The organism is Enterococcus sp. DIV0806c, assembly GCF_051710905.1.
Taxonomy (GTDB): Bacteria; Bacillota; Bacilli; order Lactobacillales; family Enterococcaceae; genus Enterococcus_B; species Enterococcus_B mundtii.
The window spans coordinates 292,276-318,159 of record NZ_JBIOLO010000001.1 but is presented as its reverse complement, the minus strand read 5'-3'; the positions used below and the strand labels follow the sequence as shown (position 1 = coordinate 318,159).

Sequence of the window (25,884 nt, the reverse complement as noted above, 5' to 3'; positions counted from 1 at the left end):
TCCTTAGGTTAGTAATTGGATTATTTTTTCCTTATTTCCCGATAAAATAGTTTGGTACTTCACTTCATCCATAAATATGGACATGATTTCTTGCAATTTCTCCAGATGGCTCTCACTATCTTTCGCAGCTAAGATCAAAAATATTTTCACCGCTTTTTCTTTCATATCTACTGCATTTTTTACGACTAAAAGGCTCATGCTTTGTTCATTCACTCCTACACCTGGTTTGGCGTGCATGAGGGCAAAATAGTCGGTTAAAACCATATATGGACCATGCTCTTCTACACTTTTGATCATATTATCCAAATAGGTATGCGCTATCATTTCACTTTTTAACAAAGGCTCACTTGCAATCTCAACGGCAGTCTCCCAATTTTCCACTGCATCGATTACTTGGATCTGCTCTTTTGCCAATAATGGATCAATTCTGCTCATTCTTTTACCTCCAACATTTTTGAGATGAACCAGTTTTTATCACCAATCCCTTGCATGATAAGTTTCATCACTGCTTCAACTTCTTTCACATCTTCTTCTCGGATCATCAATAATACGATGATATCTGCTTTTTGATTTCCCCAATTAACTGGTTTATCCGCTACTAATATTGCAATAGCAGTTTCTTCTACGAATAACGGATTACCATGAGGAATCACAAAACCGTTATCGAGATAGGTTGATTGGATTGCTTCTCGGTCAAAAACCGACTGGGTGTATTGTTCTTTTTTATAGTCATTTTTAAAGTTTTGCTGCTCAATCAGAAAATGGATTGCTTCTTCTTTTGACTCATAGTGACCAAAATAAATATTGGACGCAAGCAAGTGTTTTGTTTTTTCAGGCAATATCCGCCTTTCCTTCATATGCTCATGATCAATGACTAAATCGATATAATGATTCATGATTCGTTTCATATCACGACTAGTCACCATGGGCGAGATTCTGACGACAGGCTTTGATTGCTTGGGTATATCAACTGTAGAAATAATAAAATCAATTTCTGATAGATCCATGTAAGTCAACTTATCAATAGAGGCAGTTTCAATGCTGTCAATATCAGGTAAGATTCTTCGTATTTTGGCTGAAACAAATGAACTTGTTCCAATGCCATTCGGACAGACAAATAATAATTTGTTCAATCGTTTGATTCTCTCAATAGCAGCTTGAAAATGGATGGTGACAAACCCAACTTCATCCTCAGATAGATTCACTTCACTTGGCCAACAAAAATCTTTTAATGCAAACCATACAACCCCATAAATGGATGGATAATTTTGTTTGATTTCGTCAATCAATGGATTGACGATCGTTGTTTGCGCTTCAATTCGTAAAAGTAATTGATACAGATGTACTAGAAGATCTTCTTCTAAACGGTTATCTTGTGTTAAATCAATCTGGATACCTTCGCTAACCTTTTGGATCAATTGCCGAATTTTCCCACGAAAAGCAAAAGGAATATTCTCACTTTTCATAAAGAATTTCAAGCCACTTCCTACGATAATGTAAGTTAAATATTGGACCTCTTCTTGCGTGAACTGATAAATTTTCTGGTCTTCTAATTTTTTTAATAGTTCATACACAAGCGGGTACTTGTTGAACTCCAAGAAATATTTTCCATACTGATTCTTACCAATCAAATCTATTTTTTTACCCTCTTTTGAGCGTTGGACAATCAATAAAATTGAAATCACAATGCTTTTGAAATAACTCTCTGGAATCTCCATTTGTTTTTCGTTGATTCCTTGACGAAAAGCTTGCTCAATTCTTCTTAAAAGTTGCTGTTCTACCAGTTCTGCTACCACTTCTAGTTCATTGAAATGATTAAGGATGGTCCGCTTCAACACACGTTGGATTTGAATTTCATTTCCTTCAAAAAATGTTCCCGAACGATCAAATGTCAAATTCAATCCTTCTTTGGTAAAAATATCCTTCACATAAGAAAGATCATTGGCAATACTACTTCGTGAGACAAAGTATTCATCAGAAAGCTGTTGGTAACTTAAGTGCTCAAAATTCAACAGTCGATTGAGAATGGTTATTCTGCGCATTTTATTTTCCTGATAGTGCATAACTGTCATTTTCCATCACCTTCTATATTTACTATAATTTTTCTAACAACCGATTAGAAGACCAAATAAATCATTAGAAAATAATGAGATAGTCTGCACATTACTAATCGAAGTCTTTTTTTAGTATACTCAGAAACAACTAAATAATTCTACTCGCAGTAAAAGACATGAAAAAAGCCAACAGACGATTGCTGTGGGCTTAAAAAAAATGTACTTTGAAATGATGGTAGAAAGATTCCTCTATTACAATTCACTCAAACGACTTTTGATCGAAACAGCCTCGCCATTTCTTTTTCTAGCACCTAATTCACCAATTGCGGTAAATAGTAAGTCACTGGAAGAATTCAGCGCTGTTTCAACTGAGTCTTGGATGACCCCAATAATAAACCCAATTCCTACCACTTGCATCGCAATATCATTTGAGATGCCAAATAAACTACAAGCCAAAGGAATCAACAGTAATGAACCACCAGCTACTCCAGATGCACCACAAGCAGCTAAAGCCGCCAAGATGCTTAAAATCAATTTTAAGCCAAAAGAAGCTTCGATACCTAGTGCCTGAACAGTCGTTAACGTCATCACTGTAATCGTCACTGCTGCTCCCCCCATATTGATCGTTGCTCCTAATGGAATCGAAATGGCATAAGATTCTTTTGTTAATTTCAGTTTTTCTGCCAACATCATATTGATCGGAATGTTTGCCGCAGAACTACGCGTAAAGAAAGCAGAGATTGCACTTTCTTTTAAACAAAAGAAAATTAATGGATAGGGATTTTCTTTGATAAACAAAAAAGTAAGTAATGGATAGATGATCAAAGCAACAAAGAGCATCGTACCTACTAACACAAGAACTAATTGGAGATACTCGGTCAGTCCAGAAAGACCTGTTGTTGCAATTGATTCATAGACTAACCCCAAAATACCGATCGGCGCGAAAGAAATAATCAATTGAACGACCTGTGACAATGCGACCGAAATCTGATCGATAACTTCTTTCGTTGCTTCCGTACGTGTCCGCAATGCCAATCCTAATAATACCGCCCAAAATAGCACACCTAAATAATTAGAGTCAATAATTGCTTGAATCGGATTTTGAGTGACATTGGTCAGCATCGTTGATAAAACAATCCCAATATTTTGAGGCGCTTGTTCCGAAGCTGTTTCTTGTAGCGTGATCGGCACTGTAAAAATCGAGCTAGTGATCACCGCAACAAAAGCTGCTAAAAAAGTTCCGCTTAGATACAATCCTAAAATCGGCTTTACAAATGTTTCATTCCCCATTTTGTGTTTCGCAATCGAAGCAGCAGTTAAGAAAAACACTAACAGCGGCGCAATCGCTTTTAAACAACTAACAAACAACGTTCCTAATAAAGCAATAAATCCCCAGGTCGGTAAAAAAATACCTAATATTATACCAATTAAAATACCACAACCAATACGTTGAACTAACGACATGTTCAAGAATTTCTCTAACAAACAACCACCCCTTTATAGTTTAACAACCATTCTAACATCTTCATGAGAGAAACAAAAGGGTAATTTTCAGAAAATTCTTATTATTTATCTTTTTAGTAATTACTTATTTTTATAATTAAATTTTATCTAATCGTGCAATCTTACGCTTTATTATTTAGATTTATTAAAGGAACAAACTTTAAAAGTAGTTTATAAAATAACCAATATATGTTATAATATTATTAAATGTTTTTAGTAATAGATGAAAAAAAAGGAGAAAAAGATGAAAAAGAATAAATATCAATTAATAGATATCATGTTTATGCTTTGCTTAAGTATGATGTATGTACTACCTTTATTTTTGACACATGGAATCTTACATAACTCGTCTCAAGACACATATTTTCATTTGTCACGCCTTGTAGGTTTAGATAATGTATGGGATTCTCCAGTCAATTTTAATAATTTTGCCCATCATGGTACTATGATAAACGTTTTCTACCCTTGGTTAACTTTTTACCCGGCTAGTTTTTTCTTTAAAATTACAGGTAATCTTGTATTGAGTTATAATTTATACTATTTTTTCATAACATTTTTAACAATGTTAATAGCTTACTTCTCAATGAATAAATTAAAAAGAAACAGATACATCGCTCTACTATTTTCTATCATATACACATTTGCAGGCTATCGCGCAATTGATATCTTTTTTAGAGCCTCACTAGGAGAAGCAGTTGCTTTAACCTTTTTACCTCTAATATTGGTTGGTTGTTATGAAATATATGTGGGCGATTATAGCAAGTGGTATTGGCTTACTATTGGTATGACTTTAGTAGTCTATACACATTTACTATCGGTAGCAATGGTTACAGGCTTTATAGCTATCACCATAATTTTATCTTTTTATTTTTGGAATAATAAAATGTCTAGATTATTAAGCTTGTTAAAAGCAACTACAGTGACCTTTTTATTAAGTGCGGCTTTTTTAATTCCATTTATTCAGCAATCTAGCGCACAAGAACTCAAAGTACCTCAAGGAAGAGAATTAATCGGGATGGCTCCTAGTGATATGCTCTCTCATATTTTAAATAATAACTATAGAAATTATACAATCGGATTCTTTATTTTTATTGGATTATTAGTAACTTTTACTTTTGTAAAAAAATTGCAAGTTACTGATAAATTCATTTTCGCGCTTGGTATATTTACACTTTTTTGTTGTACTAGTTTATTTCCCTTAAAATTACTGAACAGTACCCCTATAAAGAGCCTACAATTTATTTGGCGATTGAATGGCTTCACTTCATTGTTTTTAGCTTATACAATAAGTATCTTAATCTATTATAATTTATATAATAAAAAAAATATGATAAAAATCATCAGTGTTACTCTAATTGGGATTACCCTTCATTTTTCTGGGATAATTAATCTAGTAGCGAATAATGACTCATTAACTCGCATCGAACCTGAAAATGCTATTTCTGCTGCCGAGAACTACCAGCATACTGATTATGCAAATAAAGAATCAATAAAATATCCAGATGTGATTAACAATCATAAATACTTCCTTAATAATGAGGAAATAAAACCCGAGACTTCTTTTACTAATAGTAAATATACAATTAAAGTTGATAATAAAAATAATGAAAAATCAGTTTTCACAACATCTCTTTACCATTATGATGGACAAATCGCAACAGTGAATAACACTCCAGTTGAAACTTCTTTATCTTCAATAGGTACAACTGAGTTAGTCATCCCACCCGGTAAAAACACAATTGTGATTACTTATACCTATACAAATCTCGCTATTTTCGCAAGATATCTCTCTCTAATTTCATTGATGATTTTCCTGATTTTTCTCTTATATAATTCCTATAAGACTAAGTTAGGATCCCATTATACTCATATCACGAATGACATTTTTTAGTTATTTAATCATGATAGAGAATCATCTATTTCAATAACTATAAAAAGAGGACTGAAGCATCTTATTGATTCTTCAATCCTCTTTTTTGTCATCTTATTTTATATGGTTGATCATTTATCCTCTAAAGACACGCTATCAATCTAAAAATATCGGTTGAATAAAATCTGCTTGCCAAATTTTGTCTTTTTCAGAGTAGTTGAAATACCATACTTGCGAAAAATAAAGCCTTTCCCGCTTATCTCCTGAAATCAACTGCTGGTTCTTTCGATCGACTAAGTAATCGAAACAACTAAAATCGATTCGAATAGAGAAACTAGTATCATTGATTTGTCGGTAGTTAGCCAATTCTTGAATGGCTATTTTCGTTGTATGATTTCTTACACCGTCATCTTTATTTTTTTGTAACACTTGCTGATGTTCTTCAAATAATCTTGAAGTATAACAATTTTTTGCTTTTTCAGGAGCCTCTTCTTCCCAAGATTTTTGTATTGCATAAAAGATTCTGTTGATCTCAGAAAGCAATTTTTTCTTTTCACGCTTTGTTCCAGGCATTCTTGATAACAAATCATTGATATCCATATTGTGCGTTTTCTTTTTTTTAAATAAAGAAAAAACAAATATACTTCCTAATGATAAGCCAACAAAGAGAAAATCTTCTGATGTACTGTTACTATTAGTCGTCCGACTCCTCCGATAATAGGAATTGGAACCTCCCCCTATCGAACCGCCACCAGAGCCCCCACCGGTTGAACCACCACCATGCCCACCTGCTACGGCAAAAGTTTGAACGGGCGTAAAAAACAAAAAAGCCATGATCAATAGACAAATCACTTGATAAGTTTTCTTCATCTGAACCCTCTTTCTCAATCCCCCACGATGATACCTTATCAAATAATTATTACAAGATTCCTATGGAACAATGAATGATTTCCTAATTTTCTTTATTTGGTAGGATTTCTTGATAGATTCTCAAAGATACAGCACCTATGCTCCTAAATGCTTAGAGGTGGACTAAAAAATACATACACATTCAACAGAAACTTAAATTTTGGTAGTCATATTATTTCTTTTCACACATTCATCTTTTGTTTATCCTCATAATCGATTAGAATAATGGGTTCAAAATATACAATCATTTCAATTGATAATCTTTTATGTAATTTTCATCTTTTTTCAATTTGATATTTAGAAGATGCATCTGGAACTTCTCTAAAATTTGATATGATTTTTCCAAATATTAATGAAATTGTAGGTGATACTAATGAAACAAAAATAACTTTCCAAAAGTCACCTGATAAAATTGCCGATATAAATAGGTAACCTATAAACATACCATATACACATGATAAAAAATTACTCAGAAATAAATAAATTTTTGACCTTTTATTTTCAACAAGTACTAACTGTACAATTGTCGTATCTTTAACGATTTCTTTCACTTTCTTATTGTTATGTAATAGTCGACAGGTCGATATTATTCCATATGTACTAAGAACACTACCAATCAATAGAGCTAAATATATTGATTCAAGATAGCCCAAAAATATAAGAAAAGGACTAATTACAAAAACTCCGAAAATTCCATAAGATTCAGGAACATAAAATTGTATTTCAGGTATTTTTTTACCTTCAAAAATTTCTGCTGATCCAGTTACTTTATATGCAGTCCAACTTTTTTTCGGAGCGTTGTCGTAAAAGGTACTAAACGGAAAAAAGTTTCTCAGCCTCATTAACTTAAAATAATCAACAATGTACAATCCATCATTTAATTCCAGTAAATAATATCTGCCATTAATTCTTTTAATCTCTTGGGCACAGTTGTTTCCTATCATCTAAAGCCTCCTTCAAGTTTCTCAGTTGATTCTGGAAAATTTAGCACTATAAGCTATTACTTAATTAGTTTCAAAACAGTTCTATAGTATTTTATTTCTGTGATTTTTTCATAAAAAACCAACCAAAACGATCTTCCTCCTCATCTTTAAATTGTATTTGATGGGCTTAATAATCCTTGCTAGCATTCTCATTAACTCAATATAAAATTAAAAACCAAATGTTTCTCCTTCCAATAAAGATTTTTTTCCTAAATCCCCGTATTCTTTTTTCTTAGAAGTATGTTTTAGATCAATAACTTTACCTTTAGGGATATCCAAATTATTTTGCTTCCATTCTTCTAAGGCTGTTAAAACTGTTTTTTCATTTTCACTTATATATCCTTGATATAAAATTTCTCGAATGTCCTCGTTATTAAAATACGCTATTTCTTCAATATTATTTAAACCAGTTAGTTGATTTACTGCAGCATAATCTAAGTAATAAATTTCCTCTTGCATCTTCAAAATCGGTTGTCGCGCAACAATTAGTAATGGCATAATTCCTTCTTTCATGTACACAACACTACCCAAAGGCAATAAGTTAGTTTGTTCCATATGTATTCTCCATTCTAGTTATTATAGCTGTTGCTATTAGTAGGCTCAATCTCTGTATTTCCGACTTCTATTCCATAAGAAATTTAATACAAAAAAAGGATATACATATTTACCGATCATCTTTATCAAATATTATTTTATATTTCACTTTTTTTGTTGAATATATTTTGCCATTATATATAGTACTCACAAGAATAAACACTGTAAGAAAAAATAATAATCTTTCTTGTATCAAAAAAGGAAGCACTAGCGTAAATATGCCATAAAATATAAGCAATCCTATCCCTACTATTAATACCTTTACGCAATGAATCATCTTCATTCTTCTCACCACCACTTTAAATTTTTTTGTGTAATGATCAATGGAGTAATTGCATATCCCTTACCTATAAGCTTTAAAGAACTACCTCTTTTTTCTAATTCCATTTTTAATCTATTTTTTCTCCAATAAGAGACAACAGAAAGACAAACGACTAATGTTAACCAGAAGAATAATAAATTGATGATTCCTTCCAACATATCTATTGGCAAATTACTTTTGCCCCAAAGCCAATTCTGTGGAATAAAGTCCCTCACTAAGTTACTTAAAGGAAGTCCAATGGCTACTCCTAAATAACTTTTTTCTGATTTTTTCTTGATTTCCTTCTCCATTTCTAAACCAGAAATACTGGATTCACTCAAAGAAATACTGGCTTGATAGATCTTTCTATTAACTCTATATTGCTTTAAACCTACCATGAAATTGTTTTGTCTTATTAAATATTCTTCATTATTATCTGAAATCAATAGACACCAACCTGGAATTACTCTTTTTTTATCAAAGCATAAATTTCTAATCTCACCATCTTCTATTTCCATATCATTTACTCAAGATACACTTTCTAACATTATATATTTCACATCATTATTAACGAACCAAACTTTACCATTGAACAAAAAAATTTTAACTATATAAAAACTCAACAAACTTAGCAATCTTGCTTGTACTAAAAAAGGTATTATAAACAAAAAAATGATTGTAAAACAAATAATCAAAGCTAGACCAACTAGATTATTTATTGTCCATACTTTTTTTGTATATTTAGAATTATTAATCAGATTTATCTTTCCTAAAAAACTTACATCAAAATCATTATTCATCATTTTAAAAAGAAAATTTCTTTTTCTAAAGAAAGAACAAAAGTACAAGCAAACTATTATAGTTAGCCAAAAAAACAATAGATTTTTTATACCTATAGAAAAATTAAAAGATTGATCAGAATTATCCCATAACCATTCAACTGGAACTATTTTTCTTATTATTGGATATAATACTAAAGCAACCGCACTACCTATGTAATTACTGTTCGATTTTTTCTTATAATCTTTCTCTATCTCTTTACAGTCTACAGAAAAACTCATTAAAGAAGTATTAGATTTATATATTTCTCTCTTCAGATGATAGTTGCCCAACCTTAACAAATTTGAATTCTGTCGAACAACAAATTCTTCATTGTTTTCTGTTACTAATAACAACCATCCGCGAATAATTTTATTTTTTTGAAATGCAATATTATATATTTTCCCACCAATAATTTTACGGCTATATTCCATCTAATAGGCCTCCAATAAAACCACTCACCCCTTCAGTGAAATCACCCCATCCAGATACTACTGCTTGTCCCACACTATCTTCAAAATCTCTAACAAATTTAAATTTTTCTCTTAAAATATCATTCGCAATACCTACACCTATACCTACAGCTATAGAACCTACTATACCAATATTTACAGGAGCAGAAATTAGTCCAACTGCAGCTAATGCTCCAGTACTAAGCTTTATACCACTTACTACTCCTGCACTAGCTAATCCTGTAATTATTCCTTTTCCCCAAGCCTCTTCAGCACTATCACCTGAAACTATATCTATCCCTACACCAATTAATAATCCTGCTCCTTCTGTTATTACCTTACCTCCATATTTAAATACCCCTTTTATTGCATTCTCAGCCGATTCTCTTGCAGCTAGAGTGGCTCCAGGAACTTCTCCCAAAATCTTTCCGTCTGGTAATTCTAACGAATATCGGTTTTTCCAGATATAGTCGGAAGCATCTTGACCATGCTGTATTCCTTTTTGTATAAATAGTTTCTCTGTTTTCTCACTAGCCAGAGTCCCCCCTGTTGTTTGAAGTACTGAAATAACTTCATCATAATTTTCTATATCCATTTGATCAGAAGTAAACCACTTTTTATTTATCCCCTCGGGTAACAAATATGAACCATCTGTCCGCACTCTCGTATTCTTTAACACTAATACACCCTGCATTGCCAGTTTCAATTCATCCAAACTATGACTGAATAATCCACTAGTTTGAGAATTGAAATTATGTAATTTTTTTAGCTTATTTTGTAATTGATCAATATCTTGTTGAAAGCTCTCTGACATACGATTTAGATCTCGTTGGACATTTAGCAATGTTTCGAGAATGCCGACGAACGGATTACTTTGTGCTTGGGACTGAACAAAAGCAGAAGTCGTGTCTACTGATGCTTTCATAACTCGCGTCGTCGCCAGTTGCTGGTTCAGTTTGTTCTCATCCAAGTATCCTTCCATTGCTACAATCTGATCCGCGACTTTATACCTTTGTAGCTCCTGTTCAATTTTTTCAATCGCATTCGTTGTTCGTGTAATTGTCGGAATGATCAATTCACTAAATAATCCTTTTCCTGCTGTATATGCTGCACCAGATAATTCGTTTCCGTTAACAGCTGACACGACTTTTTGACTTCCTCTCTTTAGTTGATTGATCGTTTCTTTACTACTGGCTAAGTTCTTCTTTAACGCTGACATAAATTCTGATGATTCCCCACTCACATAAACTAATCCCACTCAAATGTTCTCCTTTCTGCAAACAACTCTTCTCTTTCTACTTCTAATCCTTGTAAAGTTTTCCTGTACGAAAAATCAAGTTCTTCATGTGCCTGATGAAATTGTTGTTGAAATGTTTGTTGCTTTGCTTCATACTCCTTCTGCATCCAAATTGCATTGGTCATACCTTGTTGGATATCTTCATGATTCAATTCAGATAATTGGCGAAAACCTCTTTGAAGTTCTTTTTCTAATTGAAGGAGCTGGTTTTCTAACCTACGTTTCCCATTTGCTAATTCGTCTTGTTGCTGTTCCACTTTCCAAATTTCTTTTTGATTCTCATAGATCATTTCATTGTCTATTGACATTCATTCACCTTCTTAGATATTTGATGGTTGATTTCTTGCAACATTCTTTTTCCTAAACGATAGCTTTGCTCTTTAGATACTGTCCTTCTTAAACTAAATACGAATTTTTTCTGAATTATTTTCATATTTAAAACGATTAAAACGATTTTTATTATTTCATAAAAAAATGAGCTCTTTGATCAAATAAAATAACTGATAAAATTAACTTTACACCTTCGATATATTTCCATTTTAATATAATAATCAATTGAAAAATAGAACATATCATAAAACGTCGTTTTGGTTTCATAATCGTTAAAATAACATTAAAAAAAGACCGTCATTTATTGACAGTCATTCGTGATATCGATCATTATTTCATTTATGATACGGAGCTGCCTATCATGAGTGAATGATATTAGGAAAACTTCATAAAATAAATCTTTTATACATTTCCACTTCTAGATGGTCATTCATGTTAGAAGAATCAAACTATTTTTTTACTGTCGTAATAATATTAAAACACTAGAACAAATCAATTAAATTCCATAAAATATAAATAATAGACCTAGCATCATCTGGTATAAAATGGATGCTAGGTCCGTTATATTTACTCAAAATTGATTCTACGAATAGATCTTCTTATCATTTCTATTTTAGTAGTCATGCGTTGTTGTTCTTCTAAAGGTGGTAATGGTATAAGTAGTTTAGATAAATTTGTACCATTTACATTTGGTTGCCCAGTTCCGTAAGAAATTTTTTCTAATAACTTCCAATATAATGGCGAGTCTAAGAAGCAGTCTACGTATTCTGATAATAATTTCTCAACTAACCTAATTCGAATCAAGTAAGAAGCAAAAACAGATTCCTCACTTATTTCCTTAACCAAGAAACTTTTTCCCATAGTTCCTCCTGTCCTTGCTATCAAAATGTCATTTTCTTCCAATCTTAAATCAACTAGTTTAGAATTACTAATATCACAGTAAGGCACACTGGACCAATTTACACGTCCCTCTTGTATATCTGTGATTCTTAAAAACTTAACATTGCCTTGTTTTTTCGCCGAATCTGTATAGCCATATTGAATCTTAGTAGAAATACTTCCTAAATAAACCCATAGTTGAACATCGCTAGATGATTTTTCTTGTCGTTCTTTATGAACAACAGTGATCATCTTGAGTTGTCCGACTATTTTTTAGTTGCAGCAATCTTTTTGGGACGCTTATTTGCATGAAGCAACGTTGCTAAGTCTAGTAATAAAACATTGGCTAACACAGGATTGGCTTTCTCGCGATACGCTGCGGCGCCACTTTCAAACAATACTGCTAGACGATCTTCTACAACAACGATTTGTTCCAAATACGGTGGAAATTTGATTCGTTTTAGGATCCGGCTAGGAGAGTCCCGCTCGGACACTAAGAGTTCCGAGGTATAAGGACCATAAGAACGACTGGCTAAGAGATAATGGCCATAAAAAGCCACACCTTGAATCTTATCAGATGTTTTTCTGCTCATTGTCACGGTTGGTTGGATTTTGTCTTTGCGGCGAATTGCTGTTTTCATTTCAGCTATCGTCGGCAATAGATAGAAAGTCAACTGTCCTTCACCTTTTAGTGTGAAGTTGCCAGATACCAGTTGATCATTGTTTTGAGTCAAATACGATGCTTGTGGAATCTCTGAGAGATCAGTTGTCAGCCAATAAGCGATTGGCTGTCCCGTCTCTTCAGATGTATCTGCTAAGATATCGATCAAACGTAAAGCGGCTACTCGTCCAGTAGCAGATCCTGTGATTGTCAACCATAAAAGTTCCCGTTTTGTATCATATACTAAGCCCCCTACATGTGGCCGTTTAGGTAAAATCAGCAGTTTGATCGGCTGTCCTGTTTCTCTATCCAGTACATGAATAATAGAATGATGCTGATGGTCATAGCAGTAGGCAGAAATAAACACAAAATCTTGAGAAAAAGCCAACCCTTGCGGCGTCATCCATTGACAAACCTCATTTTCGCCGGTTTCCGGCACCACCATTCTTGTTTCTGTTAATCCAGGAATGTTATATTGTTTTGCTTCAGCCTTTTCCCAAGCTGCTTGAACAATAGGATACCGTTTTAACTTTTTTTCAATATCCTGATGTATCCGTTGCTGCTTCCAATGCTTAAACTTTAGGACATAGTAAACAAGGAGGCCAATGACCAGCAACACTAAAATCATTATTGCTACCCGCTGTGTCATTTTTTTGCCTCCTTGTTCTATTCGATCAATCGTACATATACCGCAATTAATTACCGTAACTACATGTTTCTTTTACTAGCGTTTCTTTATAGGATCTTTCATAATCTCATTTATAGTAACATTAAGAATCCCTTATTCTACTATAGTCACTTCCACATCAATATTGCCTCTTGTTGCTTTAGAGTATGGGCAAAATGCGTGGGCTTCTTCTGCGATTTTCTCTGCTTGGTCCTTCTCAAGTCCTGGCAAAGAAACTTCTAAAACAACCCCGATTTGGTAGCCCCCATCTTCTAATTGAAATAAAGATACCCGTGCTTTGACTTCAGAATCAGACTCAAGATTATTTTCTTCCAGCATGTGTTGAACCGCGCCGTTGAAGCAAGATGCGTATCCAGCCGCAAAAAGTTGTTCCGGATTTGTCCCTTCACTATGGATTCCTGGGCGGTCGATCTTCATGTGCATACTTCCGTTTGGTGCCTCAACCTCGCCATCACGGCCTCCACGATTGATCATTGCTGTTTCGTACATTTTTTTCATTGAGATCATCCTTTCTTTCGTCGTTCTATATTAAGTGTAACGAGTATTTTTTAATCTGACAAAGGTAATGCTTGCATTCGGCGACATCAGTTAGACAACATCGATGATCAGTGATAGAAGCAGTTTATCTATACAAAAAAAGAAGCAGCGAAAAGCTGCTCCTTAAGATAATAGGTAAAATTGCTGATATATTGACGATTAACCTCTTGAACGTCCCAAGCAAAATGATACTACAGCAACAACGATGATCGCACCAATGATAGAAGGAATCAAAGCCATTCCTGCTAATTGAGGACCCCAGCTACCTAATAATGCTTGTCCAATTGCTGAACCAACTAAACCTGCAACGATGTTAGCTATCCATCCCATTGATCCACCTTTATTTGTAATTGCTCCGGCAATCAAACCGATAATAGCTCCTACGATTAATACCCATAACCAATGCATAATTTTCTCTTTCTTTCTGTGAAATATTTATTACACATATTATGTTACGCTTCTTCTTAAGAGAGTGTAAAATATTTTGTGTAAATAGAAAAAAGGAAGTCCCTTCTGTAGAATAGAGTTACCACAACACATTCACAGAAAAGAGGACTTCCATAAGAACGATTTTACTACAGAAATTCTAAAGACTCTAGCGAACAAAGGCGATTTGAATGAATTATTCCGTGTCCATTTGGAAAAAGCTGTCAATACGCTTCTCAAAACGGAGTTAACGGCTTTCTTCGATTACGAAAAGTACGATCGCATTGGTTTTAACACGGGTAATTCTCGTAACGGCTCCTATGACCGTACGGTCAAGACCGAGTACGGGGAACTTCATCTCCAGATTCCGCGCGACCGCAACGGGCGAGTTCAAGCAACAGACTGTTCCTGCTTATAGACGGACGAATGATACCTTAGAGGAGACCGTCATTCACCTCTTCCGAAAAGGTATTACCATGTCGGAAATCGCAGACTTGATTGAGAAAATGTATGGGCATCACTACACGCCCCAAACCATGTCCAACATGACTAAAGTGCTGACTGAAGAAGTAAATGCATTTAAAGTTAGAACTCTAAATGATAAGTATGTCGCTATTTTCATGGATGCTACTTATATTCCTTTAAAACGGCAAACCGTCTCCAAAGAAGCAATCTATATTGCCATTGGTATACGAGAAGACGGCACTAAAGAAGTACTAAGTTATGCGATTGCTCCGACTGAATCGACCTACGTTTGGAATGAGTTGTTACAGGACATTTACTCCAGAGGGGTTCATGATGTCTTACTGTTTATTACCGATGGCTTAAAAGGCATGAAAGATACGATTCACCAGATTTATCCTAAAGCTAAATACCAACATTGCTGTGTTCACGTTTCCCGTAATATTGCTCACAAAGTATGTGTCAAAGATCGAAAAGAAATCTGTGATGATTTTAAGGCTGTTTATCAAGCTAGCTCAAAGGAAGAGGCAAATACCTTTTTAGGGAGTATGATTGAGAAGTGGCAGAAAACTTATCCTAAAGTGACGCAGTCACTGATAAAAAATCAAGATTTATTGACTTTTTATGAGTTTCCGCCGAAGCATTTACTCAACTAATTTAATCGAATCTTTCAATAAACAAATCAAGAAATACAGCCGCAGAAAAGAGCAGTTTCAAAATGAAGAATCACTAGAGCGTTTCCTAGTATCCATCTTTGATACATACAATCAAAAATTCTTAAATAGAAGCCATAAAGGCTTCCAACAAGTGACGGATACATTAGCTTCAATGTTTACTGAGTAACCCATTATTTTGCAGAAGGACGAGTTATTTACACAAAATTATTGACGCTCCCCGATAAAGCAGAACAAGTAACAATGGGAAAAGTAGAAAGCCTGCATAGCCTAGCCCAGAACCTATATTATGGATCCAAGTCGATAGATTCCAAGAGCTTTCATTCGTATTGATACTGAATAACCCAGTAAAAATACAATCACCTATCCCATATAAACCAACTGTTGCAACAGCAAGTATTGCAAGTGTTTTTGATGTTCCAACAAATAGGTGATACAACGCAGGCAACGAAAGAACAAAAAAAAGTCCAGATACAACTGACCAGACCAAGAAAGCACGTCTGACTGGACTATCTACGTCACCAAACACACTAATTACGGTAGTCATTTGATTCAGTTTGGGATAAAAAAGGCCAAGGATATACGGTGTCGATAAATCACTAATCACACCTAATAATAAAAAATAAAAACCATATTTTTGCAAAAAAATCATTTTCTTCCCCTACTTTTTAGTGATTATTCGATACATCCAACAATCAAATTTTTTCTCATTTTAACACATATTTTTATTCTAGTTGCCTTTTGAACAATCAATAACATAAAGGTGAGTTTCTTCTACATTTTAAAAAATCGAATGGCACTGAAGAGTTCAGTTGTCAGCATCAATCTCCTACTCAAAAAGGCAAAAAAACGTAAGTCAGATGTTGTTGACATCTCACTTACGCATCCATTGATTGAAAATTTCTTAGTAAAATCTACTAGCCTAAAAATTTGAAGACTTCTTCTCGATCATACAGTTTAAATACTTTCTCGCATAAAAATTGAGTAATTAGTGCCGCAAAAACAGGGATGACTAACCAACAAAGAACAACAAGAAAGCCATTTAGCCCTGCATCTAAAGAAGCCAACGGACCAACAAGTCCGACCACGCCGAAACCAGCAGAAGCAGGCGTACCTGAAATAGAAAATAGAGCGACAGGAATAGCTGTAATCACTGCACTAACTAAACAAGGAATAAGAATCACAGGTTTTCTAAATAGATTAGGCATCATCATCTTCATAGCGCCTAAAGCAATCGCAATTGTCACACCTGACTTATTAACCTTCCAAGAGTTCACTACTAAAACAAAAGTGGTTGCAGCTACGCCCATCGCAGCCGCACCAGCAGAAACACCATCTAGTTGGATTGCCATTCCGATTGCTACTGTTGAAATAGGAGAGATAATCAAAAAGGCAAAGGAACAACCAATCAAGATAGACATTAACAGCGGTTGTAAGGTAGTGAAGTTATTAATCAATGATCCAATTGCAGAAGTAATTGCTGTTACAAAAGGGAATAAATAAAAACCAAGTAAACCTGCACCTACACCTACAACAATCGGTGTTAACACAATCGACACTGACCCAAAACTATTTCCAATCAGTAAAATCAGCCCGACAGCAATCGATGCTGTCAGCATCGTATTAATAATATCGCCTGTACCAGCACCAACGTAAACACCCGTTTCACCCAAATCAGGTGTGAATTTGACTACACCAGAACCAACAAAAGAAGCTCCGGCTACAACCATCATTCTCATCGGATCAAATCCAAATTGTAAGGCAATCAAACCACCAATGATCAAAGGTGTTGCTAATTGAAAAATAACTGCTAACTGTGCGATCGTTACCGCAAAGGGATACGCACTAAAATATTTTAAAATGGCACCTAATACTGCATTAGGAATCAATCCAATAATGATTCCTGTTGCTGTACCAGCGAGGACTTTATTCAGAAAAATTTTCGGTGATATTTTTTGTGAAGTTTCCATTCAATCTCTCCTTTATTTTACGTTCAAACTATCTTCTTTTGCATGGACAAGCTCAGTCAAGAAATCACAATAAGGCGTCGCAACACCATATTTCTTCCCTTTTCTAGAAATTGCGCCATTGATATAATCGATTTCTGTTAATCGATGGTTCTTAATCAAGTCTTGATACATTGAAGGATAATGTAACCCAATTGTTTCCGGGTCAAAACAAGATTCACAATGTGCAATGACTTCTGGGACATCTAGTTCAATCTTCTCTACTGCTGCTACTTTGGCAAACTCATTGACAATCGTCGCCACCATTTTATGAGCAGTCGATGTTTTTCCTAGCTCAGCCATATTAACGTCTAAGATTGTGCATAATCCGTTCATTGTTCCGTTCACACATGCTTTGCGATAAATAGAATAGTGAATATTGTCAGAAAAATGAGCATTTAATCCTGATTCAGACAATTTGTCTGCTAATTTTTTTGCAGCTGCTTCTTTTCCATCACCTAAATTTTGTAATTCTACTGAACCACTTCCAAATAATTTGACCTGACCAGGACCTTCAAGACCTGCCGTCCACATGGTATTTCCAATATAGATATTTTCCATTGGTACAAATTTCTCAATAATATCTTCATGCCCGATACCATTTAATAGACATAAGACCTCTGTATCTTTTTTGATTAATGATTGGATATCCTGCAGCATTTTTTCCAGCTGCATCGCTTTGGTAAATAGAATAATCAGATCAACTTGATCTTCTTTTTCTACTTCGGATTGAAGAACGATTGGTAGTTTTGCTTCTACCTCTTTACCATTAAAATTTGCTTGTAATCCATGTTCTTTGATTTGTTGGACATGTTCTGCCCAGCCATCGATTAATAATACTTCGTTCCCACTTTGGTGAAGCATTAACCCAAAGCGACTTCCCATTGCGCCAGCGCCTGCAATTGCTATTTTCATTGATTCTTCCTCCTTTTTCTTTCTATTATACTCATTTGAGAATCATTTCACAAATTTGTTTTGTTATTCTTCTCTTATTTATCATGTTTATATCCACCATTCAAGTTATTTTATCAGCAAATCAATAAAAACTGGAATAGAATCCAAATTTCATCGTAAGAGAAACTAGACTAGCAATAAGAAAATAGAAACATTCATAGAAAAAACCTCACTCCTCTGATTATAAAAGAGGGGGCATTAACCTCGTGTATACTAAAACCTTCCATTCATTCGATGGATGATTTTCTTTTTGTGAAAAAATATTCATTGTAGTACGATGTTGCGCAACACAGACGGATGGTATTGCTTATTATTTATTAAAATCGAACAATACACTTATTTAAAAACTTCTTTCCCAGATTTTCTTCCATTTTTACAGTTATAACTAGTATTATCATGAAAAATAGCCTTTTATTGTCTATGGGAATAATAATTTAAAATTGGTACTTTTTTATTAATTAGTTCATCGCCCAATAATCTCTCCAGTTTCTTAGCATCTCCTGACTCAACCGGAATTATCCAAGCCCAGTCCAAATAATTTTTTAAAATCTCATCATATTTTGCAAATATTTCATTGCCATATTCCGTCCTTAAAATTATATTTTCAGTGCCAGACAAGTGATTTGTATTGAGTTGATAAAAAAGATCTCCATCTAAAAAAATATCATTAGAAGAAGATTTCCCCACAGTAATGACCATTCCATCAGCTCTATGTGTTACATACAAATAATTGTATGACCTCATTTCACCTAATGAATCAATTATTTCTTGCCCTTTAGCTCTAATATATTGATCTCTATTACCTATCTCACTCTTATTTAACAAAAGTTTTTTCATGTCAAATTTAATCGGCTGTTTTATTTTTGTAAATTCGCTTCTACTACTAATCCAATCCGAGATTAATTTTTCAACATGTCCCAGAGTAAACTCTGATTTATTCGCTAAATACTTTTTTTGTTGTATTAAAGACATCTTTCCCCGAAGCTCAAAATTGAGCCTACATCGATTCTCTATCTCTTCAAAAAGCATCTTATCTTCATCATTCATTAAACCAATCCAGCTCCTCGATTAAGATAATATTTTAATCTCATACAAAAACTAGCTCTCATCAAAACAACCATTGTTTTGATTTCTCATGAAATTTCTTTATACTTTTCTCCGATTATAAATTCCTAACCCCTTGAGAAAATTACGCATATATTTATCTCCGCAATGCTTAAAATTTCGTTGGCCTTCTTTTCTCAAAAATGCCCCGATTTCGCCTTTTGATGGATAGATTTCTGCCTCAGCAAAAACGTCTAAAATATCATCAGTGGTCATAGACAAGGCGATTTTTAATTTTTTTAGCAACACATTGTTGATATATTTGATTTCCTTGCTTTTTTGCGGCGTGTCTACTATCGGCTTATCTTTTTGCGGACCACGCGCCAAGAGAATCAGGCCATTTAGGAATGCGTCAAAAACTTGGTTGTTGATGGTTTTTTCATACACATTATTTTCTGCATTATCTTTGTTCTTATCCTGTACTTTGGTCAGTACCGCCTGAGCTTCTTCTTTAGTCAGTGGTACACCGCCTAGCTCAAAAGCTTTAATCAAATCCGTATCTTTCAAATCAATCGCAATAACCTATCATTGTTATTCATTTGTTCCTCCGAAGTATTTAGTCTTTACTTTCTTACGTACTTTTTGTCTTGCTAAGATTTTTAGGATCAATGATAAAAACCGCATCACTTATGATAAGGCGCCCCAGTATTGATCCGAAACGCGCGATAAATTTGTTCAACGAGGATTAGACGCATCAGTTGATGCGGGTAGGTCATTTTGCCGAAGGAGATTTGGGCATTGCTGCGTTGCATGACGTCATCGCTTAATCCTAATGAGCCACCGATGACAAAGACGAGCTGGCTTTTTCCTTGGATGCCTAATTGATCAATTTGCTTTGCAAAGGCTTCACTGGTAGGATTTTCGCCTTGGATCGCTAAAGCGTAGACAAATTCATGATCTTTGATTTTTGCGAGTATACGCTCGCCTTCTTTTTCTTTGACTTGGCGCATTTGGGCTTCACTAAGATTTTCTGGTGCTTTTTCGTCAGGTACTTCGATTAGTTCGATTTTTCCATATGCTTTAAGTCGTTTGACATACTCATTGATTCCTTGGATCAAATATTTCTCTTTTAATTTTCCAACTGAAATGATTTTTATATTCATAATAATTTCCTTCCCTCGGTCTTTCATATCGAATTCTTCTTTCTTATTATAATAGAGTATTCTTATTCGACAAAGAGATTTAAAAAAGTTTTCCCACATAGTTATACACATCTTCCACAGGTTTATCCACAGCTTATCGTGGTTTTATTGCTTATTTCATAAGTATTTCTTAAGCAAACATATGTTTCGCACAGATTTTTCCACTTTTTCCACAAGTTGTTGATAACTTTTATGGGCATTTATACGCATTTTTTACAAATACTTTTCCACAATTCCTGTGTATAAGTTTGTATTTTATTTTTTCATCTGAAAACAATTATTTTTCCTAATGTTTTTCATAAAAAGTTCACAGTCTGGAAGTAGACTAAATTTAGTAAATAAGTCTATACTTAACTTATCAAGAAAATAATAAATGGAGGCAGATCACATGGACAGAAGAGATGTGACACCAAAAATGAAAAAAAGAAAATCTAATGGCATTTGGCGAAAGCTAGGTCTTGGCGTAGTTGGTGGCGTGATTGGCGGATTACTGACTTTCGGTATTTTTTATGCAGCAACTGGAGGTGGTAACTCAGTAACGACTTCTTCTAGCAGTGGGACACAAAATGCATCAGGCGAAACAGTTGTCGAAAATGTAAAAGTCAATGTAGATTCAGATATCACTTCTGCAGTAGATAAAGTGCAAGGAGCAGTTGTTTCTGTTATCAACCTACAAAAACAAAGTTCATCATCTGACCCGTTTGGTTCATTATTTGGCCAACAACAAGAAAGTAGTGGCGAAGATGGCGAATTGCAAGCTTACAGTGAAGGTAGCGGTGTGATTTATAAAAAAGAGGGCGATTCCGCTTATATCGTGACGAATAATCACGTTGTCGATGGACAACAAGGACTAGAAGTTTTACTAAAAGATGGAACAAAAGTGAAAGCAGAATTAGTCGGTACAGATGCTTATACTGATTTAGCTGTTTTAAAAATCAGTGCTGACAAAGTCGATACTGTTGCTTCATTTGGCGACTCTGCTTCATTGAAAGTCGGCGAACCTGCGATTGCGATTGGTTCTCCTCTAGGTTCTCAATACGCAAACTCGGTGACATCAGGAATTGTTTCTTCCTTGAATCGTCAAGTGACAAGTACAAATGAATCTAATGAGACAGTGAATATCAATGCGATCCAAACAGATGCAGCGATCAACCCAGGGAACTCTGGTGGTCCACTAGTTAATATCGAAGGCCAAGTTATTGGTATCAATTCAAGTAAAATTGCATCGACTTCTGATTCTTCAAGTGTAAGTGTTGAAGGAATGGGCTTTGCGATTCCAAGTAATGATGTCGTAAATATCATCAATCAACTTGAAAAAGATGGAAAAGTAACACGCCCTGCACTGGGTATCACAATGACCGATCTTTCCGCCGTTTCTACACAACAACAGGAACAGATCTTGAAATTACCATCTTCTGTAACAAATGGCGTGATCATTCGTTCGGTTCAACCAGCAACGCCTGCGGAAAAAGCTGGCTTAGAACAATATGATGTCATCACAAAAATCGATGATACAGAAGTCTCATCTGGTGTTGAATTACAGTCTGTGCTTTATGGTAAAAAAGTTGGTGACACTGTGAAGATCACTTATTACCGTGGCGAAGAAGAAAAAACTGTAGATATCAAATTGACAATTGATAATACTGCATTAAATCAAGGAAATTCAAATAGTTCCAATGGCTCAAATAATTAATAAAAAAACGGCTACCTCAATGTGATATGCTCCCCCTATATAGGACACTGAAATATAAAAGTCCTGTGTAGGGGGTATTTTGTATGCCAAAAAGAAAGATGAAACTCACTCCAGAAAAACGAGTTGAACTAGTAGAGCGCTATTTGAATGGTGAAGCCAGTATTATCAGCTTAGCTCGCACTGCAGGCATTAGTTGGGCTGCTTTAAAAAACTGGATTATGCTTTATGAGAATGGGGGACCTACTGGCTTATTAGCAAGACGGAAGAATACACATTATACGATTGAAACAAAGATTCAGGCTGTAAATGATTACCTAAATGGTTTGGGGAGTCTGTCGGAAATTACTAAGAAATATGGACTAAGACAGTCTAAACAACTACGAGATTGGATAAAGATATATAATACTCATAGAAACTTCAAAACAGGAAGCGGTGGAAGTCAAATGAGTCAATCAAGAAAAACAACCTTCAAAGAACGGGTGGAAATTGTCCACTATTGTATTGTGCATGATCATAACTATGGAAAAACGGCTATCAAGTACCAGGTATCGTACCAACAGGTACGTAATTGGGTACTAAAATTTGAAGAAATGGGCGAAGCCGGCCTAAAAGATCGCCGAGGACATCGAGCTGGAACAGAACCCAGTCGGACACCTGAAGAAGAAATGCGTGATCGACTGGCTGAACAAGAACGCAAAATCAAACGATTAGAAATGGAAAATGACCTCTTAAAAAAAGTAAGGGAGTTAGAAAGGAAGTGGGACTAGACCTCAACCGTCATATCTTTGAATACCAAGCAATTAAGGAACTCCACGATCTCAAAAATTATTCGATAAAATTAATGTGTGATTTTTTTAACGTCTCCAGATCAGCGTATTACCGTTGGTTAAAGCAACCAAAATCAGCTCAAACTATCTTTAACGAACACTTGGCAGACCTAGTAAGATACATCTATGAAGCAGATAATGACAAGGGGTATCGGAGAATCCGAGACGACTTGGTTCAAGATTTTGGTTTGCATGTCAATGACAAAAGAGTCTTACGTATTTGTCGTAATCTTCAAATTAAATCTACCGTCAAACACCATCCAAACGGAATTACTAAAGCTTTCAATAATCCTTATCATATTGCCAAGAACTATCTAAATAGAGATTTCCATGCAGATAAACCAAATGAAAAATGGCTAACTGATGTCAGTGAATTCAAGTACACTCTAGAAAACCAAGTAAAGAAAATTTACCTTAGTGCCATTCTAGACTTAGCAGATCGACGTATTGTCTCTTTTATCATTAGCGATAGAAATGATAATAAGTTGGTTTTTGATACCTTTGACGAAGCGATTCGACTTGAGCCTAAGGCTCATCCGCTATTACATAGCGATCGAGGGTTTCAGTACACCAGTAAAAACATGAGAACTAAAATCAAAAATCAAGGGATGAAACAAAGCATGTCTCGTGTTGCCCATTGTATTGATAATGGGCCAATGGAAGGGTTCTGGGGAACATTGAAACGTGAAAAATACTATCGTCGTAAATTTACAAGTCGCGAAGATCTCGTATCGATGATCGAAGATTACATCAACTACTATAACAATGGCCGTTATCAACGATGCTTGAAATCTAAAACTCCATTACAAGTTCACCAACAGCTTTTAATGGCAGCGTAATAATCGTATTTCTTAGATGTGTGAAATGTCCTTTGTTTCTCACATCTAAGAAATACACCAATCAGGTTTAAACAATGAAAATCAAAAGAACTGTTTGCCACAAAGTTAGCAAACAGCTCTCTAAAAATTTTATTATATTTCCATGTCCACTTGACGGGGAGCCAACCAATGGAGGTAGTCGTTTTTTTATTCATGCTAGTTTTTGAATGCTTCGCCAACTATCGCATCTTCAGGTAAAACTAAGATGCCTTTTTTCTCTGGGGCGTTAGGTACGTGAAGTTCCTTTGCAGAGCAAATCATTCCGTCACTTTTGACCCCTCTTAATTCTCCAGGCCAAATCATCATACCGTCTGGCATCATTGCACCAGGTTTAGCAACGACTACTTTTTGACCTGCTTCAATATTCGGTGCGCCACAAACGATTTGTAAAACTTCACCACCATCTACTTCTGTTTCAGTTACAGATAAATGATCAGAATCTGGATGAGGTTCACAAGTTTTGACGTAACCAACAACGATTTTCGGTTGGTTGTCTTTTTCCAATGTTTCTTCAAAGCCAGCTTCTTTGATCAAACGGTTCAATTCAGCTAGTTGTTCTTCTGAGATTGTTACTTGGCCATTGCCTTCAATTGTTAGATGATCTGAGATATGGAAAAAGTTCCATGCAACGATTTGACCAGATTCATCTTTGATTTGCGCAACATTCCATTTACGACTAACAGTGTTTTCCGTGCCTTTATCGTCGGCTATGATCACCATTAATGTGTCGCCCACATGTGCGCGATTATAAGCAAAAATCATTTTGTTTCCTCCAATATCATTTGTTGAAGTTGTTTTTGATTTATGGCAACTGAGTAGATCGATCAGCACCAAACTCTCTTGTATTATCTTAACAAAAAAAGGAAGTTCTTGCATGATAAATTCTCTTAGAAAAACTTGCCGGAATAAAAAGAAAGCACGGATCACAAAAAAAGACGAGGAAACGAAATGCACCATCTTTCGTTTCCTCGTCTTTTTTGTTCAAGGATCTGCCTATTGAATCAAAAACTAGGCTTCTCTTGGTTCTGAAACGACTAAGACATCACACGGAGCTTGTCGAATCACATAGCTTGCCACACTCCCAGTCATAAAGCGTTCAACGGCATTCAAACCTGATTGACCGATCATGATCAAGTCGATTTGATATTTCTTTGGTAGTTTTACTGCCATAGATTCTCTGACCGAACCATAAGCCACAATACCTTCTATTTTTTGGTAGTCAACGGATTTTCCGTAATTTTTACATTCTTCAATCAATTGTTTTGCTGATTCAGTCTGTTGATCGATCAAGGATTGGTCAATAGGCGTATACCCCATAAATTGATAAAATTGTTGGTCGATCACATTCGTCACGTACACTGTGCCTTCATTTCTACGAGCCACCTCGACAGCTTTTTTGAATGCAGCAAACGCTTGCTCGCTTCCGTCAATTCCAACTAATATTTTCTTATATGCTTGTTCCATTTTTCCCACTCCTCTCGTTTCTCACTGCTGAATCGTTTTTGTTAAAAATTGTTCGATTTCTTCTTTTGTTTTACGATCTTTATTGACCAGACGACCTAATTCTTTCCCATCTTTGATGACAATGAAACTTGGAATACCGAAAATATTCCATTCTGCTGCTAAATCGATGTACGCATCTCGATCCATTTCGACAAATGTCCACTCTGAAAAATGACGTTCGATTTCTGGCATTTGTGGTTTGATGAAGCGACAATCGCCACACCAATCGGCAGTAAAGAAAAAGATATGATTGCCTTTTTCAACATAACCGGCTACTTCTTCAAGACTTTTAGGAGTAATCATAGGTTCACACTTCTTTCTTATTCTATGTTCTACTT

The 25,884-nt window shown here is 35.0% G+C and carries 25 protein-coding genes and 3 pseudogenes; 5 read left to right on the top strand and 23 right to left on the bottom strand.

The genetic code is table 11. The annotated features are described in order from the left end of the window. Nucleotides 1–3: 3 nt before the first annotated feature. From IGK77_RS01550 to sstT, 3 genes are all read right to left on the bottom strand, one after another. On the bottom strand, nt 4–435 hold the full coding sequence (locus IGK77_RS01550; RefSeq protein ID WP_074799620.1) for a PTS sugar transporter subunit IIA: 432 nt from the start codon (nt 433–435) through the stop codon (nt 4–6). After that, a complete protein-coding gene (locus IGK77_RS01545; protein ID WP_074799619.1) occupies nt 432–2,072 on the bottom strand; it encodes a BglG family transcription antiterminator in 1,641 nt (546 codons plus the stop codon). The genes IGK77_RS01550 and IGK77_RS01545 overlap by 4 nt, the downstream gene beginning before the upstream one ends. A 234-nt stretch (nt 2,073–2,306) precedes the next feature. After that, complete coding sequence (gene sstT / locus IGK77_RS01540) at nt 2,307–3,539, bottom strand: serine/threonine transporter SstT (protein ID WP_074799618.1); 1,233 nt, start codon at nt 3,537–3,539, stop codon at nt 2,307–2,309. 262 nt (nt 3,540–3,801) lie between these two features. Here sstT and IGK77_RS01535 point away from each other — a divergent pair, with 262 nt between their 5' ends. Beyond that, entirely contained in the window at nt 3,802–5,448 is a 1,647-nt protein-coding gene (locus tag IGK77_RS01535) for a 6-pyruvoyl-tetrahydropterin synthase-related protein (RefSeq protein WP_071866174.1), read from the top strand. Between the two features lie 135 nt (nt 5,449–5,583). On the opposite strand, the gene IGK77_RS01530 is transcribed toward IGK77_RS01535, so the two are convergent. The 11 genes from IGK77_RS01530 to IGK77_RS01480 all read right to left on the bottom strand — a co-directional run bounded on the left by IGK77_RS01530 (nt 5,584) and on the right by IGK77_RS01480 (nt 14,285). Then, entirely contained in the window at nt 5,584–6,297 is a 714-nt protein-coding gene (locus IGK77_RS01530) for a TIM44-like domain-containing protein (RefSeq protein ID WP_071866173.1), read from the bottom strand. Between the two features lie 314 nt (nt 6,298–6,611). Continuing rightward, nucleotides 6,612–7,280 (bottom strand): hypothetical protein, encoded by a 669-nt coding sequence (locus tag IGK77_RS01525; protein WP_438712859.1) that lies wholly within the window; start codon nt 7,278–7,280, stop codon nt 6,612–6,614. Nucleotides 7,281–7,487: 207 nt separating this feature from the next. After that, entirely contained in the window at nt 7,488–7,874 is a 387-nt protein-coding gene (locus IGK77_RS01520) for a DUF4176 domain-containing protein (protein ID WP_071866172.1), read from the bottom strand. 327 nt (nt 7,875–8,201) lie between these two features. Next, nucleotides 8,202–8,732 (bottom strand): hypothetical protein, encoded by a 531-nt coding sequence (locus IGK77_RS01515; RefSeq protein WP_071866170.1) that lies wholly within the window; start codon nt 8,730–8,732, stop codon nt 8,202–8,204. Nucleotides 8,733–8,741: 9 nt separating this feature from the next. Continuing rightward, entirely contained in the window at nt 8,742–9,467 is a 726-nt protein-coding gene (locus IGK77_RS01510; protein WP_071866169.1) for a hypothetical protein, read from the bottom strand. Next, nucleotides 9,457–10,743 (bottom strand): hypothetical protein, encoded by a 1,287-nt coding sequence (locus tag IGK77_RS01505; RefSeq protein ID WP_071866168.1) that lies wholly within the window; start codon nt 10,741–10,743, stop codon nt 9,457–9,459. The genes IGK77_RS01510 and IGK77_RS01505 overlap by 11 nt, the downstream gene beginning before the upstream one ends. Next, nucleotides 10,734–11,090: a hypothetical protein gene (locus IGK77_RS01500; RefSeq protein WP_071866167.1), complete on the bottom strand. Its 357-nt coding sequence runs from the start codon at nt 11,088–11,090 to the stop codon at nt 10,734–10,736. Before IGK77_RS01500 ends, IGK77_RS01505 begins: the two co-directional genes overlap by 10 nt. A 589-nt stretch (nt 11,091–11,679) precedes the next feature. Next, the gene (locus tag IGK77_RS01495) at nt 11,680–12,243 is read right to left on the bottom strand and encodes a restriction endonuclease subunit S (RefSeq protein ID WP_070828486.1); all 564 of its coding nucleotides are present in this window, start codon (nt 12,241–12,243) and stop codon (nt 11,680–11,682) included. A 14-nt stretch (nt 12,244–12,257) separates the two neighbouring features. Then, a complete protein-coding gene (locus tag IGK77_RS01490; protein ID WP_002292292.1) occupies nt 12,258–13,301 on the bottom strand; it encodes a hypothetical protein in 1,044 nt (347 codons plus the stop codon). Between the two features lie 132 nt (nt 13,302–13,433). Beyond that, a complete protein-coding gene (locus IGK77_RS01485) occupies nt 13,434–13,838 on the bottom strand; it encodes an organic hydroperoxide resistance protein (RefSeq protein WP_002292291.1) in 405 nt (134 codons plus the stop codon). 198 nt (nt 13,839–14,036) lie between these two features. After that, nucleotides 14,037–14,285, bottom strand: coding sequence for a GlsB/YeaQ/YmgE family stress response membrane protein (locus IGK77_RS01480; protein ID WP_071866166.1), 249 nt, complete (start codon nt 14,283–14,285; stop codon nt 14,037–14,039). A 130-nt stretch (nt 14,286–14,415) separates the two neighbouring features. Between IGK77_RS01480 and IGK77_RS01475 the strand changes: the two are divergent. Further along, a pseudogene (locus IGK77_RS01475) lies at nt 14,416–15,608 on the top strand (IS256-like element ISEfm2 family transposase). Between the two features lie 51 nt (nt 15,609–15,659). Here the strand turns inward: IGK77_RS01475 and IGK77_RS01470 are convergent. The 6 genes and pseudogenes from IGK77_RS01470 to rlmH form a co-directional block, all read right to left on the bottom strand. Next, a pseudogene (locus IGK77_RS01470) lies at nt 15,660–16,091 on the bottom strand (DUF998 domain-containing protein); the annotation flags it as partial. A 265-nt stretch (nt 16,092–16,356) separates the two neighbouring features. After that, nucleotides 16,357–17,409, bottom strand: coding sequence for a PTS sugar transporter subunit IIC (locus IGK77_RS01465; RefSeq protein ID WP_002291912.1), 1,053 nt, complete (start codon nt 17,407–17,409; stop codon nt 16,357–16,359). 12 nt (nt 17,410–17,421) lie between these two features. Continuing rightward, the gene (locus IGK77_RS01460; RefSeq protein WP_002291914.1) at nt 17,422–18,360 is read right to left on the bottom strand and encodes a 2-dehydropantoate 2-reductase; all 939 of its coding nucleotides are present in this window, start codon (nt 18,358–18,360) and stop codon (nt 17,422–17,424) included. 450 nt (nt 18,361–18,810) lie between these two features. Further along, a complete protein-coding gene (locus IGK77_RS01455; RefSeq protein WP_010728617.1) occupies nt 18,811–19,446 on the bottom strand; it encodes a hypothetical protein in 636 nt (211 codons plus the stop codon). A gap of 99 nt (nt 19,447–19,545) precedes the next feature. Then, nucleotides 19,546–20,042, bottom strand: a pseudogene (locus IGK77_RS01450) (DUF1456 family protein). An 84-nt stretch (nt 20,043–20,126) separates the two neighbouring features. Beyond that, nucleotides 20,127–20,606 carry a 23S rRNA (pseudouridine(1915)-N(3))-methyltransferase RlmH gene (gene rlmH / locus IGK77_RS01445; protein WP_034689953.1) on the bottom strand — a complete coding sequence of 160 codons (480 nt, stop codon included), beginning with the start codon at nt 20,604–20,606 and terminating at the stop codon, nt 20,127–20,129. Nucleotides 20,607–21,033: 427 nt separating this feature from the next. On the opposite strand from rlmH, the gene IGK77_RS01440 reads away from it, so the two are divergent. From IGK77_RS01440 to IGK77_RS01430, 3 genes are all read left to right on the top strand, one after another. Further along, nucleotides 21,034–22,338: a S1C family serine protease gene (locus IGK77_RS01440; RefSeq protein ID WP_066025889.1), complete on the top strand. Its 1,305-nt coding sequence runs from the start codon at nt 21,034–21,036 to the stop codon at nt 22,336–22,338. 83 nt (nt 22,339–22,421) lie between these two features. Beyond that, nucleotides 22,422–23,105 (top strand): transposase, encoded by a 684-nt coding sequence (locus IGK77_RS01435; RefSeq protein WP_438712849.1) that lies wholly within the window; start codon nt 22,422–22,424, stop codon nt 23,103–23,105. Next, nucleotides 23,096–24,004, top strand: a complete 909-nt coding sequence (locus IGK77_RS01430) for an IS3 family transposase (RefSeq protein ID WP_218150058.1) — start codon at nt 23,096–23,098, stop codon at nt 24,002–24,004. Before IGK77_RS01435 ends, IGK77_RS01430 begins: the two co-directional genes overlap by 10 nt. Before the next feature lie 195 nt (nt 24,005–24,199). Here IGK77_RS01430 and ytpR read toward each other — a convergent pair whose 3' ends face one another. From ytpR to IGK77_RS01415, 3 genes are all read right to left on the bottom strand, one after another. Further along, the gene (gene ytpR / locus IGK77_RS01425; protein ID WP_071866223.1) at nt 24,200–24,805 is read right to left on the bottom strand and encodes a YtpR family tRNA-binding protein; all 606 of its coding nucleotides are present in this window, start codon (nt 24,803–24,805) and stop codon (nt 24,200–24,202) included. Between the two features lie 246 nt (nt 24,806–25,051). Beyond that, complete coding sequence (locus IGK77_RS01420) at nt 25,052–25,507, bottom strand: universal stress protein (RefSeq protein WP_071866165.1); 456 nt, start codon at nt 25,505–25,507, stop codon at nt 25,052–25,054. A gap of 21 nt (nt 25,508–25,528) precedes the next feature. Then, entirely contained in the window at nt 25,529–25,849 is a 321-nt protein-coding gene (locus tag IGK77_RS01415; protein WP_071866164.1) for a thioredoxin family protein, read from the bottom strand. Between the last annotated feature and the right edge of the window lie 35 nt (nt 25,850–25,884).

What these genes read in the sequence shown, in the direction of transcription:
- IGK77_RS01460 (WP_002291914.1), bottom strand. Translation starts at nt 18,360, where the DNA reads ATGAAAATAGCAATTGCAGGCGCTGGCGCAATGGGAAGTCGCTTTGGG.
- IGK77_RS01455 (WP_010728617.1), bottom strand. Translation starts at nt 19,446, where the DNA reads ATGAATGATGAAGATAAGATGCTTTTTGAAGAGATAGAGAATCGATGT.
- IGK77_RS01420 (WP_071866165.1), bottom strand. Translation starts at nt 25,507, where the DNA reads ATGGAACAAGCATATAAGAAAATATTAGTTGGAATTGACGGAAGCGAG.
- IGK77_RS01465 (WP_002291912.1), bottom strand. Translation starts at nt 17,409, where the DNA reads ATGGAAACTTCACAAAAAATATCACCGAAAATTTTTCTGAATAAAGTC.
- IGK77_RS01530 (WP_071866173.1), bottom strand. Translation starts at nt 6,297, where the DNA reads ATGAAGAAAACTTATCAAGTGATTTGTCTATTGATCATGGCTTTTTTG.
- IGK77_RS01535 (WP_071866174.1), top strand. Translation starts at nt 3,802, where the DNA reads ATGAAAAAGAATAAATATCAATTAATAGATATCATGTTTATGCTTTGC.
- IGK77_RS01435 (WP_438712849.1), top strand. Translation starts at nt 22,422, where the DNA reads ATGCCAAAAAGAAAGATGAAACTCACTCCAGAAAAACGAGTTGAACTA.
- IGK77_RS01515 (WP_071866170.1), bottom strand. Translation starts at nt 8,732, where the DNA reads ATGGAAATAGAAGATGGTGAGATTAGAAATTTATGCTTTGATAAAAAA.
- IGK77_RS01525 (WP_438712859.1), bottom strand. Translation starts at nt 7,280, where the DNA reads ATGATAGGAAACAACTGTGCCCAAGAGATTAAAAGAATTAATGGCAGA.
- IGK77_RS01510 (WP_071866169.1), bottom strand. Translation starts at nt 9,467, where the DNA reads ATGGAATATAGCCGTAAAATTATTGGTGGGAAAATATATAATATTGCA.
- ytpR (WP_071866223.1), bottom strand. Translation starts at nt 24,805, where the DNA reads ATGATTTTTGCTTATAATCGCGCACATGTGGGCGACACATTAATGGTG.
- rlmH (WP_034689953.1), bottom strand. Translation starts at nt 20,606, where the DNA reads ATGAATATAAAAATCATTTCAGTTGGAAAATTAAAAGAGAAATATTTG.
- IGK77_RS01500 (WP_071866167.1), bottom strand. Translation starts at nt 11,090, where the DNA reads ATGTCAATAGACAATGAAATGATCTATGAGAATCAAAAAGAAATTTGG.
- IGK77_RS01550 (WP_074799620.1), bottom strand. Translation starts at nt 435, where the DNA reads ATGAGCAGAATTGATCCATTATTGGCAAAAGAGCAGATCCAAGTAATC.
- IGK77_RS01520 (WP_071866172.1), bottom strand. Translation starts at nt 7,874, where the DNA reads ATGGAACAAACTAACTTATTGCCTTTGGGTAGTGTTGTGTACATGAAA.
- IGK77_RS01545 (WP_074799619.1), bottom strand. Translation starts at nt 2,072, where the DNA reads ATGACAGTTATGCACTATCAGGAAAATAAAATGCGCAGAATAACCATT.
- IGK77_RS01490 (WP_002292292.1), bottom strand. Translation starts at nt 13,301, where the DNA reads ATGACACAGCGGGTAGCAATAATGATTTTAGTGTTGCTGGTCATTGGC.
- IGK77_RS01415 (WP_071866164.1), bottom strand. Translation starts at nt 25,849, where the DNA reads ATGATTACTCCTAAAAGTCTTGAAGAAGTAGCCGGTTATGTTGAAAAA.
- IGK77_RS01485 (WP_002292291.1), bottom strand. Translation starts at nt 13,838, where the DNA reads ATGAAAAAAATGTACGAAACAGCAATGATCAATCGTGGAGGCCGTGAT.
- IGK77_RS01495 (WP_070828486.1), bottom strand. Translation starts at nt 12,243, where the DNA reads ATGATCACTGTTGTTCATAAAGAACGACAAGAAAAATCATCTAGCGAT.
- IGK77_RS01440 (WP_066025889.1), top strand. Translation starts at nt 21,034, where the DNA reads ATGGACAGAAGAGATGTGACACCAAAAATGAAAAAAAGAAAATCTAAT.
- IGK77_RS01480 (WP_071866166.1), bottom strand. Translation starts at nt 14,285, where the DNA reads ATGCATTGGTTATGGGTATTAATCGTAGGAGCTATTATCGGTTTGATT.